Raw genomic sequence first — 13,161 nt, forward strand, 5'->3', positions numbered from 1 at the left:
CGCAGCATGCATAGTTAATGTGTGCACACCATCACTCGCGCCGTTCCTAACGCCAAGCAGATCAGGGCTTGGGTTATACTTTTGCCGTGCCAAAGAGCACATCAAAATACTTAGGGAGTAACAATGAAAAAAATAGCATTACTTAGCTTAAGCCTGCTGCTGTCCGCATGCTCTACGATGACGCCCGCACGGTACTCCATGTCCGTGGACAACAATCAGGCACTGAAGCAATTCCAAGGAAGCAAAGTCAAATTGATCGCATTGAATGCGCCAGTGAATTTTGACGCCAATTGCAGATTGATGGGGCCTATTCAGGCATCGGATGGCATGACGATTCCGCAGTTCGTTGAAAAGGCGTTCAATGATGAACTCAAGTTTGCCGGTTTATATTCTGACGAGGGCATCAAACTCAGCGGTGCACTTAATCGTATTGAATTCTCCTCCACCTCAGGACTGACGAATGGGTACTGGCTTATAGGAATGGAACTCAAATCCAGTAACGGAAAAAGCTTGATTGTCGACAATCGTTATGACTTCAAGAGTGGGTTCGATGCCATAACCGCCTGCAATCAAACAGCTCAGGCACTGGGACCTGCTGTACAAGACCTGATCAAAAAAGCGGTCACAAATCCTGAATTTGTTGCATTGATTCACTAACCGTCGTCTCCATCATTCCTCAAATTTTATTTTTGAGGAATGATGGACATGTCCAAGACATGGAAGACAAATGACGGACTGAGACATAAGAAGAGTTCTAAAGGGAGCTGTTTAGATCAGGAAATACTTGATTAGAATCATGGTGCCCGGAGCCGGGGTCGAACCGGCACACCATTACTGGCGAGAGATTTTAAGTCTCTTGTTAAACCCAGTAATAGCAATATTTACATCAATATATTAATATATATCCCACACTTACACCACACCACACTCATGGCCACGATCCGAAAACGTGTTAATGAAAATTTTGTTAGCTACGAAGTCCAAGTAAGAAAAAGAGGCCAACCAAGGCAAACAAAGACATTCAGAAATCGTGCCGATGCTGAGAAATGGGGGCGGATGATTGAAGCTGAAATGGATCGAGGCGTGTTTGTTGACCGTAGCGAGGCAGAAAGCACTACCTTAGCTGATGCATTAAATCGCTATCTTCGAGAAGTTACTCCATCCAAGAAGAGTGCCACAAGAGAAGCGTCCAGGATCAAAAAATGGCTGCAGGATCCACTCGCGAAAAGGATGCTTTCCACAATTAAAGGTAAAGATATTGCTGAGTTTCGTGACAGCCAAAGACAAAAACTTCTAGCTGAAAATACAATTCGCCTTGATATTGCCTTGCTTTCAGTAGTCTTTGAAACCGCTCGAAAAGAATGGGGTATCGAAAGTCTAATCAACCCATGTCAACTTATAAAACTTCCTAGCAGCTCAAATACGCGTGAGCGTCGTCTAGAACCCAAAGAAGAAATATATCTGCTAAAAGGTCTCGATGCTCATTGCAGAAACAAACAAATAAAATCTGTCGTTAGATTTGCGTTGGAAACGGCGATGCGTCAATCAGAAATTTTAAGACTTGAGTGGAGTGATATTAATATCCAAAAAAGCACGGCGAGGGCTCGAGATACGAAGAATGGGGATGATCGCTTTATACCTCTGTCTTCAAAAGCTATTGCACTCTTAGCAGAGCAGCCAAGAAGCATATATGGAGGGAAGATATTCAACGTCAGCCAAGACGCCTTAATAAGGGCGTTTCAACGAGGCTGTGAAAAAGGAGCACATCTTTATATTCAAGATCATCCAAACCTCCCCACAAATGAATTTTTAAAGAATCTTCGCTTTCATGATCTTAGGCACGAAGCGACTAGTCGACTATTCGAGCTTGGAACACTAGATGTAATGGAAGTAGCATCGATTACAGGCCATAAAGCACTGCAGATGCTTAAAAGGTATACTCATCTAAAAGCAGAGAATATTGCCAAGAAATTAGCCTAAAACTCTTATCGTATGCAAGCTGTATATAAATATATCGATCAACTTTACAGAAGATTGATTGAATACGTTAAATTTTATAATTCAATTGTATATGTCCACAGCCTTTTTATTCCTTCACTCGTTTCACGCGTATAACCTGTACACTCAGGCAATATTAAGCTCACAGCGCCACGTTGCTTTCCCTCTAAAAACCAATATAGAGCGAAACCCATTGCTTGCACTTTTGTTGATAAAGGTGATATGTAAATATTCGCATTAGAAAATTTACGATCGATTTCGGATACAACACTCTTCAACGCTTGAGCAGTGGAAAAAGGATCGTTGGCTGGCGCAAATTTTCGATTAGTGATCCATTCACCCGAGATAGCAGCGTCCCCACCTAAAGATGCAGCGATTGCACTTTGCTGATACATATCAGGGCTCAATGAGGGAAAAGCAAATAAAGGATAGACAACCGAATTATCTTTATGAGTAGTAACCTCATTTATCAACTTGCTATCGTACCCAACGCCGATAATCAAAAAGTCGCGGCTTTGAGAATGATTACTTCCGGCCATACCTCTCACTGGACGCACATTACCAGAAGTTGAGTTAGTGAATGTTGTATTTTCTTGCTTCTTATAAAATAAAGGTTCTGAATAGAGTGCAGTAAACTCCTTCAACCCAGCGTATGCCAACATTGGTATCATGAAACATAAGGTATGTCGCATGAATCCAGTAATATCAATGTAAACTTTTTTATTATGCAACATCCCAACCTCGTCTAATAGAGCTCTAAGCTGAAGCGCCTCATCGAGTTCATTAGGAGCGACAATGGGATATCCAGTAGGATACTCCAACGGTTTGTATGCATATTCTGGTTGTATAAACCAGAACTTCTGTTTTGCTTGAACTTCCTCAAATATCTTCTGCACCCGATCACTTGAGTTAAACGCTGAAATAAAAATATCGCATTCCTCAAGCTCTTTATTAATCCTATCTGTATTGATAGGGCGCCGATAATAAATTGAATAGTCAATCATAGATCAAACAGCTCATCCTGATGCTCAACTTGGCCGAATTTTTTCCTAAACGGGTTATTCCATTTCGAATGAAGTTGCTTAAGCGAATGGTCGAATGCCTCTTTCTCATTAGGATCAAAAATGGCATTCACCAATATTGAACTTAAACCTAAGTCACCTCTACGACTTATCGGAAGCCTCCATCTAGGAGAAAGCATAGGATTAAGTTGAAATTTACGATTAACTTGTTGGCTGTTTCTATCTGGCCTTCCACCGTGAATCTCAAACAATAGTGAATAATTTAAACAAATCTTAAGTGTAGTTCGAGAAACTGGAGATAGATCATTTTCAGAGAATGAAACAGCTAAAGGAGAAACCTCTGGAATATTTAGTGCATATCGGGCAGTTCTTAATAAGCTTGCCAAGCGATCTATTGCAATCCTTGCCATATCAGAGTCAATACCTAAATTGGTATCAATTTCAAACATAAACTTTGCCGCCTCGAAAGCCGCCTCAGTCTGAAGCTCTATTGACAATTTTGGTCCGCGCAGAAAATCGATGTCCCTGAATGAGGCTATAGAATATGCCTTACCAAGAATTAATAATAAATTTCTTGGATTCCCAGATGACATTTTTATATATGTATCTAAGCCAGCATATGGGCAATTAATTTCTTTAGGAGACTCTCTGCAAAGCTGCGCATAAAGATCAGATGAGTAATGGTTATATGCGGTACTATAACTACTCACATCCTCACCTTTTATAAAATCTAAAGAAGATTTATTGATTTCATTTGCCAGATCAATAGATGAGTTTTTTTTCTTGTATTTTTTGCAAAAAATCAAAATATTTAATTTTTGGATAAGCAATGAAAAACCTGATGTTAATTTTCCATATATAAAATCAACGTCTTCCTGCGCCTCCACAGATCTTAACGAGTCTTTAAAGTATTTAAATGTTGTAGGAATCTTATCTTCAAATCTTAAATCTGTTATAGCATTGACATAATTATTAGTATTATCGATTTCCTCAAAAAATAAACTCGGATTAGCTAGCTTTCTCTCGAACTCAGAGTCAACGATTCCAATTGAGTGCAACCTCTTCCGTATAAAATTTTTAGCAAACTCAGGAAATTTATCAAGATTTCTTAGAATATCGTCTAGAACAATAGTTTTGTACTCCGACCCCTCTCTGTTTTCTTCCCCGGCGCCCATAGTTTTTGTCGTCTTTAAACCATAGAGCCGCCCTGTAACACGAAAAGTGGCATTACTCTCTCCATACCTTATCAGTGTATTAAGAACCTCTTGCTGTTGTTCATTAAGATTTTCTATTTCGTCAATTAAATATATAAGTGGCACATCTTTAAAAATTGGGTGCCATGCATGAAGAGCTCTACTGACTGGAATACATATTGATCCGATTGAGAATGGTATATGGACATCAACCTTTCCCGAAAACGCTGCATTATTAACCGCCTCATCAATTTTTTTTCTTTCATTCAAAACCCAGTCGTGAAATCCCTCTACCGAAACTACATCATTAAATGACTGATCAGTTATCGATTCATTAATTACTCTGATGAAGGCCAAATCATCAAAACCAACTGAAGAACTAGTACGCTTAATATCGCACAGGCTATGTAATAATGCTTCTATGAGTTTTAATTCAAAGTAAATCCCAAACAACTGCTGACTTCCCTTCAAGAAATCACCCGCCATTACAAATCGGGATGCATCTACACCAGTTGCTCGCAGAAATACTGCTAGGAATTTTTCCTCACTTAATATACTAAGTCCTGTTGAATTTGGCTTTCTTAACCTTATCACTGGATAGGAAAAATAACGTAAAAGATGCGTCTTTCCAGTTCCTTTCCCGCCCAATATAAACTTTGATGACTTGGCCTGTGGCTCAATTATTGCGTTTATAGTTGATAAGCCTATCTCAACCCAGAGCGAATTAATCTGCTCATCCGTGTAGTCGGAAGCTTTAACTAGAGCAAATGGGTTTGTATATTCCATATTATCAATATTTCTTTTCGAATCTGACGCATACTGGGTTCCAAGGAGTCACATGCCCCTCTGCCCATAGAACTGGAAGAGTATTATCCGGAGTATTGTGAGAGAACCCTAATAACAATTGATTACTTCTATGCCCAAGGGGTGATCTTGGATAAATTTTCCTTCCATAGGAAGAACATATTTGTTCAAGTTCATTTTGGTTGAACCAGGATGGCGAGTGTTTAAAATACCTTGAGTCATTCCCAAAAGCTTTATATGTTGAGTCTAATTCAAAAAGGCAAGAGACTCTTTCTCCAAACATATCGGTATCCGAAAGTTTGCTAAACCCTTTACTAGTAGAGAATAATGACATAAATCTTAATTCTAATTTTTTATTCGATTTACGAATTTGTGCGAGTGTCGTTTTTAGGTAAAGTTCAACCTGATCTCCTGAACCTACTAGGTCATCAAAAAAAACATACCGCGTTATGCTTTGATCCCTTGCCACCATTTCTATTTCGTTACTAATCGGATTAAGAACAGGAGTAAATGCTGCGCCAATATCTACAAACAAACTCTTTGATAAATAATTTACTTGTCGAAAAAAATAGAGAAGATGGGCTCCACTTTCTGCGGGGTTACCCACTCCAACAAATCTTGTTGTTGCCAATTCTTTTTCAAATAATCCATTTAGTAGTTGAATATCTTTTGTATCTTTGTTATTTCTTCGAATCCGCTGAATCAAAGGGGAGCGAAAGTGGTCTTCATATAAAACGCGTAACATTTCTCTAATAAGGCGTTTACTGAAGTACATAAATCGAGTCAGCATAAATAAGGCATACAGCTGCTCCTCATCCTGTGCAAAAACATCGCCAGTGAAATTGTTAGCCCAAGCATTCATATCATGCCACCGGATCTCCTCATCCCATGCATGGGTTGCTAAGACCAGTAGTTTATTTTCTATATCACTTCTATTCATCTTGTTTCTACTTTAGAGAATACAAGAATAGTTTCCTTGGAAATTATTGACGCAGTCTTATTCCTTTTTGTCATGAGGCCTCTCGAATGGATTCCGTCAACAAGTGAAAGCTCCAACCTAAACCCAATTTCATTTAACACATCAATAACAAAATGATCATTTCTTACGACTCGCCCACTCACACTATTATTTCCTAGAACTAGCACAATATGACCACCAGGTGCGGTCACTCTTGCTATTTCATAAAGTGCATCACTCATCTCACAAAAGTAAGTTTTTGTAATAGCGGCTCTCTCTGAATTCACTTCAGATATTTCTTCTACTAATCTTTGATATTTCACCGGAATTATTCGGTTAATTTCATTCCATTTAGTATAAATATGCTCTCTTCCTATCGACTTTCTATCTAGAATAGCCAGATCACTGACTGACGCCAGACCTAACCAATTTAGAGATAGACTAGTAGAACGAATGTATTTTTGAGCACTCCCATATGGCGGGGATGTAATAGTTAAAAAGATCGAATTATCCGCAAGAGATGTATTCTCAATTTCCTTCCCAAATCCTTTCAAATTCCTCGCGTCCTCTCCAACATTCCTCACTTCAACTCTGTCGGGAAACAAATGATTAGTAATTTCTACTCTATATATATTTTGCTCACATATTTTATAAAACTCATCCGTCACATTTGCTATTTCTATCCATTTAATCCGTTCTTTTATTTTATTGTTTACATCTACAGAAAATGCGCTCTTTTCCTTCAACCTTACCGGGACTGAGATTGCAGGATCCGCATTACTAAATTTTCTAGCTAAAATTGAGAAGCATACATTGAAGAAATCCTTATCCTCAATCGAATCCAACTCCTGAATAGCTCTAAATATTAACTCCAGCCGCTTCTTTCTTTGCGGGGAGTACCATAATTCAGAATTAACAATATCTATTTTAGGAGCAACCCTATATCTTTTTGCCTTATTAATAATCTTTATAGTTACGGCACGCAAATGAGTAGGATCATATGGATATGTTTTGACCTTAGTAATTAATCGTGCAAGAGGATTTGCGTCAGCCACGCATGGAATTTTTCCAGCCAACGAAGCCTCAAGAGCAACCGTACCGGATCCGCAAAAAGGATCGAGAATGATCTCTCCTGGCTTAGACAAACATGACGCATTCGCGAAAAAATGTACTATATGGGGTAAAAGTTTGGCAGGGTAAGGATGTATCTGATGCGTTAACTGATCACCTGGCTTAACCCAGCTTGCCAGAGCTCTAAAACTAACGTTGAGCTCCTGGCCGGTCTTTGCATACTCCCTCTTCAATTCCTCATACAGTAATGAGGTGTCAACTCTCCCGCTATTATGTCCGCCCAAAGGACTGCCACTAGCTGATACTATTTTTAATTTTTTCATTACAGTTTTTTAATAATATTTAGTAATTATTCTACGCCCAATAAATCGATTTTTTTCACCCCTGTATTATAAATACCGGCGAGAGCCTATCCTGCACTAGGAAGGAATATTTTAAATGCGTTGATAATATCAACACCTCTGAGGTCCTGCGCCAGCCTCTGGCGCAGATATTTGTAAGCAGCAAAAAAAACCTGCATTGCCCTGCAATGAAATTGGTGAGTAAAGCATTTGGCGGGGAGGATGAGCACAGGAGATGCTAAGCATGCAGATTCACCATCGCTGCTATATCGTTGCTGATGCAGCCCAGCACCTTCACCTTGAGCACGACAAGTGCGTAGAAATTTTGGTCTTACGTGTGAAGATCTACGTGGTTCTAGTAATCATACTGCCTTGGATTGCCTAAATCGCTCCAGGGCTTGCGCTACGGCCTCCTCCGGAGCCTGTGGAAGGATGTTCACGGGAATAACTACTTCACAGTTAACCGGCTCAACACCGTCGATAACAAGCTCTACAGTGCGATTGCCTATGACACTATGGAAATAACGCGTGAAGTCTTCAACGTCCTCCTCGGTAATATCTAAGTCGGCTCGCATACCACTTTCATCGAGCTGAGTATGCATACGTCCTGCCGCGACATCCATGGCGAATCCCAACACAATCGTTTCTCTCTCGTTTACTGCAAACAGTTTCACTACTCCATTACCGCCTCCCACAGGTAGCAATTTCATATTTTTGAATTGCTTAGGTGACTGATCCGGCCATAGACGAACAGAAACGTTGGCGCCATTTAGGGCACCCAAACTATCAACATCCTCGACAACCCGCCCGCTTTTGAGTGTGGCTAACGCTTCTGCTGTTATTAATGCATGCCAAGGTTCCGTCCGATCCCGTATTTTGTAGAGATCACGTTCATCAGGAACGCCCGCAACGACTTTTAGATAGGGGTCGTCTCAGAAAACGGAAAATAAAGCACGCTAAGCCGGATGCAGTGGTCGCAGCGGCCGGAACTTGCCTGCGCCGATCTTGGCGCTGCTGCGCCAGAGGTAATCGCCGGTCAGGTTGATGTGCTCCCAGCCGAGCGGCGACAGGTATTTCAACAGGCCGTCATCGACCGCTTGACCGTGGCCGCGTAGTGCGTTCGCTGCCCGTTCCAGATAGACCGTGTTCCACAGCACGATGGCGGCCGTCACCAGGTTGAGGCCGCTGGCTCGGTAGCGCTGCTGCTCGAAGCTGCGGTCGCGGATTTCACCCAGGCGGTTGAAGAACACGGCGCGGGCCAGCGCGTTGCGGGCCTCGCCCTTGTTCAGCCCGGCATGCACACGGCGGCGCAGCTCGACGCTTTGCAGCCAGTCCAGGATGAACAGCGTGCGCTCGATACGCCCCAGCTCGCGCAGGGCCACGGCCAGGCCGTTCTGTCGCGGGTAGCTGCCGAGTTTGCGCAGCATCAGCGAGGCCGTAACCGTGCCTTGCTTGATCGAGGTGGCCAGCCGCAGAATCTCGTCCCAATGGGCGCGGACGTGCTTGATGTTGAGCGTGCCGCCGATCATCGGTTTGAGCGCGTCATAGGCGGCATTGCCCTTCGGGATGTAGAGCTTGGTGTCGCCCAGGTCGCGGATGCGCGGCGCGAAGCGGAAGCCCAAGAGGTGCATCAGTGCGAAGACGTGATCGGTGAAGCCCGCCGTGTCGGTGTAGTGTTCCTCGATCCGCAGGTCGGATTCGTGGTACAGCAACCCGTCGAGCACGTAGGTCGAATCGCGCACGCCGACGTTGACCACCTTGGTGTGGAACGGCGCGTACTGGTCGGAGATGTGGGTGTAGAACGTCCGCCCTGGGCTGCTGCCGTATTTCGGGTTGATGTGGCCGGTGCTTTCGGCCTTGCTGCCGGTTCGGAAGTTCTGGCCGTCCGACGATGACGTGGTGCCGTCGCCCCAGTGCTCGGCGAAGGGATGCCGGAACTGGGCGTTGACCAGTTCGGCCAGCGCCGTCGAATAGGTTTCGTCGCGGGTATGCCAGGCTTGCAGCCAAGCGAGTTTGGCGTAGGTCGTTCCGGGGCAGGACTCGGCCATCTTGGTCAGGCCGAGGTTGATCGCGTCGGCCAGGATCGTGGTCAGCAACAGATTCTTGTCCTTGGCCAGATCGGCCGATTTCAAGTGTGTGAAGTGGCGGGTGAAGCCCGTCCACTCATCGACTTCGAGCAGCAGTTCGGTGATCTTGACGTGCGGCAGGATCATGGCCGTTTGGTCGATCAACGCCTGCGCGGTGTCGGGCACCGCTGCATCCAGCGGCGTGATCTTCAAGCCCGACTCCGTGATGATGGCGTCGGGCAGCTCGTTGGCCGTCGCCATGCGGTTGACGGTGGCGAGCTGCGTTTCCAGCAGCATCAGCCGGTCATGCAGGTACCGGTCGCAGTCGGTGGCCACGGCCAGCGGCAATTCGCTGGCCTGCTTGAGGCTGGCGAATTTCGCGGTCGGCATCAGGTAGTCCTCGAAGTCCTTGAACTGGCGCGAGCCTTGCACCCAGATGTCACCGGAGCGCAGCGCATTCTTCATCTCCGACAGCGCGCACAGCTCGTAGTAGCGCCGGTCGATGCCGGCGTCGGTCATCACCAGCTTCTGCCAACGTGGCTTGATGAAGTCGGTCGGCGCGTCGGCAGGCACCTTGCGGGCGTTGTCGCTGTTCATGTTGCGCAGCACCTCGATGGCATCGAGCACGTTCTTGGCGGCAGGCGCGGCCCGTAGCTTGAGTACAGCGAGGAATTCCGGCGCGTAACGGTGCAGCGTGGCGTAGCTTTCGCCGATGCGGTGCAGGAAATCGAAGTCCTCAGGTTGCGCGAGCTTCTGGGCTTCGGTGACGCTCTCGGCGAAGGCATCCCAGGACATGACGGCCTCAATGGCGGCGAACGGATCGCGCCCCGCCTGCTTGGCCTCGATCAGCACCTGGCCGATGCGCCCGAACAGGCGCACCTTGGCGTTGATCGCCTTGCCGGACGCCTGGAATTGCTGCTGATGCTTGTTCTTCGCGGCGTTGAACAACTTGCCCAGGATGCGGTCGTGCAGGTCGATGATTTCGTCGGTGACGGTGGCCATGCCTTCGATGGCCAGCGCCACCAGGGTGGCATAGCGTCGCTGGGCCTCGAACTTGGCCAGGTCGGCGGGCGTCATCTGGCCGCCCTCGCGGGCGATCTTGAGCAGCCGGTTCTGGTGTACCGACCGCTCGATGCCGGAAGGCAGGTCGAGCGCCTGCCACGCCTTGAGGCGTTCGATGTGTTCCAGCATGTGCCGCGAGTTCGGTTTGACGGGCGACTGGCGCAGCCAGGCCAGCCAAGTCGTCTTGCCGTTGTCGCGGCGCTTAAGCAAATCGTCGAGGCGATGCCGGTGCACGTTCGACAACGGCCCGGACATGGCTTCGTAAATGCGTCGGTTGGCGCGGGTGATCGCCTCGGCACAGACCCGCTCGATGGCGTTGAGCGCGGGCAGAATGATCGACAGCCGCCGCAGATGCTCGATCAAGGCGCTTGCGAGCACAATGCCCTTGTCGGTCTGCATGGCCAGCTCGGTCAGCGTGTGGACGGCCTGCCGGTAGTGGCTCATGGTGAAGGGCTGGAAGCTGAACACCGTTTGCAGTTCGACCAGGTGCTCGCGCCGGGTCTGCTCCCGCTGTCCGTACTCGCCCCAACTTTCGATATTGACCTTGATTTGGTCGGCGACCAGCTTCAACAAGGGCGGAAACGGTGGCTCATCGACGCCAAGGATGACACCAGGAAAACGCAGGTAGCAGAGCTGCACGGCGAAGCCCAGCCGGTTGGCCGGGCCGCGCCGCTGCCGGATGATGGACAGGTCGCTTTCGCTGAACGCGTAGTGACGGATCAAGTCATCCTTGGTATCCGGCAACGCCAACAGGCTTTCCCGCTCGGCGGCGGACAGGATGGAACGACGCGGCATCTCTATTGATCCAATCTCAAGTACTGATACAGGGTCTCCCGGCTGACACCAAACTCGCGGGCCAACTTCGCTTTTTGTTCGCCGCCGGCGACACGCTGCCGCAGATCGGCTACCTGTTCGGGCGACAGCGCTTTCTTGCGGCCCCGATAGGCTCCACGCTGCTTGGCGAGCGCGATGCCTTCCCTCTGACGCTCGCGGATCAAAGCCCGCTCGAACTCGGCGAACGCGCCCATGACGGACAGCATCAGGTTCGCCATCGGCGAATCCTCGCCAGTGAAGGCCAGGCTCTCCTTGACGAACTCAATGCGCACGCCGCGCTTGGTCAGCTTTTGCACCAGGCGGCGCAAGTCATCGAGGTTGCGCGCCAAGCGATCCATGCTGTGAACCACCACGGTGTCGCCTTCGCGCACGAAGGCGAGCAGTCTTTCCAGCTCCGGACGCTGGGTGTCCTTGCCCGACGCCTTGTCGGAAAACACCTTGCCGACTTCGACGTGTTCGAGTTGCCTTTCCGGGTTCTGGTCAAAGCTGCTGACCCGGACATAGCCAATGCGTTGACCTTGCAAGATGCCTCCCAAGACGAGAATGTCAGGAAGAAATCTATGACCTTTTGCGGCATGTGTCAATAAATAACACACTGGACTCTATACTGACGTTTCAAGGCGGGCCGCCCTGACATCAGGTTAGGGTATAGATCAGGTTGACGCCCCAACTCTGGGTTTCGGCTCCCGGCCAGAAGCTGTCGTCCGGTAGGTAGCTGTGAAAGGCAGGTCTAGGTTGATCACAGTCAATCAAGCACTGTGAAATTTGCGACAGATGTCGTTAGCCATCACTGTTGACGGTGCTTAACTTGCGCACAGGCGTCGTCTGCAAGCACCCCATACCTTCCAAGGCGGCCTCCACCGCCTCATCCAGCGGCGTATGCGGCTCATGCCCAAGCGTCGAGACCAGCTTGGCGTTGCTCATCTTTACCCGCGTGCTCCACAAATAGCGCATCTGACATAGCTCTCGCAGGGTCGGTACAAAGGGCGCAGCAAGCACGGTAAGCCACCAGGGGAAGGCTCTCACTTTGGGCTTGACTCCTCCGCGCTTGACTACCACGCGGCAGATCGCTTCCGCCAACTGGGTGCCGTCTGCGTCCCAATGACCGGCCGTGTGGAAGGCGGCAAAGGGATCCAACGTGCTACGCAGCTGCAACAGCTCCACCATAGTGCGGGCTACGTCGGGTAGGTAAGACCACTGGTGGCCCATGCCGGGTGCGTTGGGCACACTAATAGACTTAACCGGCTGACCGGGCTTTAGCATGCCCTGCGAGAACCAGCTACTGCCCAGCTTGGGTCCGAAGAAGTCCCCCGCACGCACCAGGAGCACTCTGCAGTTCTGGCTGCTGGCCTGCTTCAGACGCTGCTCCATCTCCACACGTATGCTTCCCTTCCGGGTGATGGGCTGCTGCGGTGAATCCTCATGTAACGTGGGAAAGGAGCTGGGACCGTAGTTGTAGACTGTGCCAGGCAGCACGATAGTAGCTCCGTTAGCATGCGCGGCGGCGATGGTGTTGTCCAGCATGGGCAGTACCAGCTCACCCCAACGACGATAACCGGGTGGGTTGACTGCGTGCACTATGACGGAACAGCCTTCTGCTGCTGCCAGCACGTCCTCGCGGTTCATGGCGTCGCGCCGCTCAATTTGCTGCTCACCGCTTCGGCGCAATGCACGCACTGTCCAGCCAGCATCGCGTAATTGCCGAGCCATTTCGCCACCAATGCCGCCGGTGGCTCCTAGAACCAAGGCCGTGTTGCTTTCCATTCATTACCCCCGGATGTGTTGCGATGGCAAGGAGTTTCTAGCGGGCAC

General features: G+C 48.1%; 10 protein-coding genes. 2 read left to right on the plus strand and 8 right to left on the minus strand.

Annotated features, from left to right (window positions below; translation table 11 throughout):
• The first annotated feature begins 123 nt into the window (after positions 1 to 123).
• Both LG203_RS05675 and LG203_RS05680 read left to right on the plus strand, forming a co-directional pair.
• Positions 124 to 657: a hypothetical protein gene (locus tag LG203_RS05675; RefSeq protein ID WP_230344880.1), complete on the plus strand. Its 534-nt coding sequence runs from the start codon at positions 124 to 126 to the stop codon at positions 655 to 657.
• A 273-nt stretch (positions 658 to 930) separates the two neighbouring features.
• Positions 931 to 1,980 (plus strand): site-specific integrase, encoded by a 1,050-nt coding sequence (locus LG203_RS05680; RefSeq protein ID WP_230344881.1) that lies wholly within the window; start codon positions 931 to 933, stop codon positions 1,978 to 1,980.
• A gap of 74 nt (positions 1,981 to 2,054) precedes the next feature.
• Here LG203_RS05680 and LG203_RS05685 read toward each other — a convergent pair whose 3' ends face one another.
• The 8 genes from LG203_RS05685 to LG203_RS05720 form a co-directional block, all read right to left on the minus strand.
• A complete protein-coding gene (locus LG203_RS05685; RefSeq protein WP_230344882.1) occupies positions 2,055 to 3,002 on the minus strand; it encodes a hypothetical protein in 948 nt (315 codons plus the stop codon).
• A complete protein-coding gene (locus tag LG203_RS05690) occupies positions 2,999 to 4,999 on the minus strand; it encodes an ORC-CDC6 family AAA ATPase (protein WP_230344883.1) in 2,001 nt (666 codons plus the stop codon). The genes LG203_RS05685 and LG203_RS05690 overlap by 4 nt, the downstream gene beginning before the upstream one ends.
• Before the next feature lie 4 nt (positions 5,000 to 5,003).
• Positions 5,004 to 5,957, minus strand: a complete 954-nt coding sequence (locus tag LG203_RS05695; protein ID WP_230344884.1) for a phosphoribosyltransferase-like protein — start codon at positions 5,955 to 5,957, stop codon at positions 5,004 to 5,006.
• Positions 5,954 to 7,369 (minus strand): class I SAM-dependent methyltransferase, encoded by a 1,416-nt coding sequence (locus LG203_RS05700; RefSeq protein WP_230344885.1) that lies wholly within the window; start codon positions 7,367 to 7,369, stop codon positions 5,954 to 5,956. Before LG203_RS05700 ends, LG203_RS05695 begins: the two co-directional genes overlap by 4 nt.
• A 380-nt stretch (positions 7,370 to 7,749) precedes the next feature.
• Complete coding sequence (locus LG203_RS05705) at positions 7,750 to 8,097, minus strand: hypothetical protein (RefSeq protein WP_230344886.1); 348 nt, start codon at positions 8,095 to 8,097, stop codon at positions 7,750 to 7,752.
• Between the two features lie 246 nt (positions 8,098 to 8,343).
• The gene (locus tag LG203_RS05710) at positions 8,344 to 11,310 is read right to left on the minus strand and encodes a Tn3 family transposase (RefSeq protein ID WP_060784211.1); all 2,967 of its coding nucleotides are present in this window, start codon (positions 11,308 to 11,310) and stop codon (positions 8,344 to 8,346) included.
• A 2-nt stretch (positions 11,311 to 11,312) separates the two neighbouring features.
• Positions 11,313 to 11,873, minus strand: a complete 561-nt coding sequence (locus LG203_RS05715) for a recombinase family protein (RefSeq protein ID WP_089140477.1) — start codon at positions 11,871 to 11,873, stop codon at positions 11,313 to 11,315.
• 256 nt (positions 11,874 to 12,129) lie between these two features.
• Positions 12,130 to 13,113: an NAD-dependent epimerase/dehydratase family protein gene (locus tag LG203_RS05720; RefSeq protein ID WP_055396456.1), complete on the minus strand. Its 984-nt coding sequence runs from the start codon at positions 13,111 to 13,113 to the stop codon at positions 12,130 to 12,132.
• Positions 13,114 to 13,161: the final 48 nt, after the last annotated feature.

The sequence above is a fragment of the Methylovorus mays genome, assembly GCF_020531915.1.
Taxonomy (GTDB): Bacteria; Pseudomonadota; Gammaproteobacteria; order Burkholderiales; family Methylophilaceae; genus Methylovorus; species Methylovorus mays.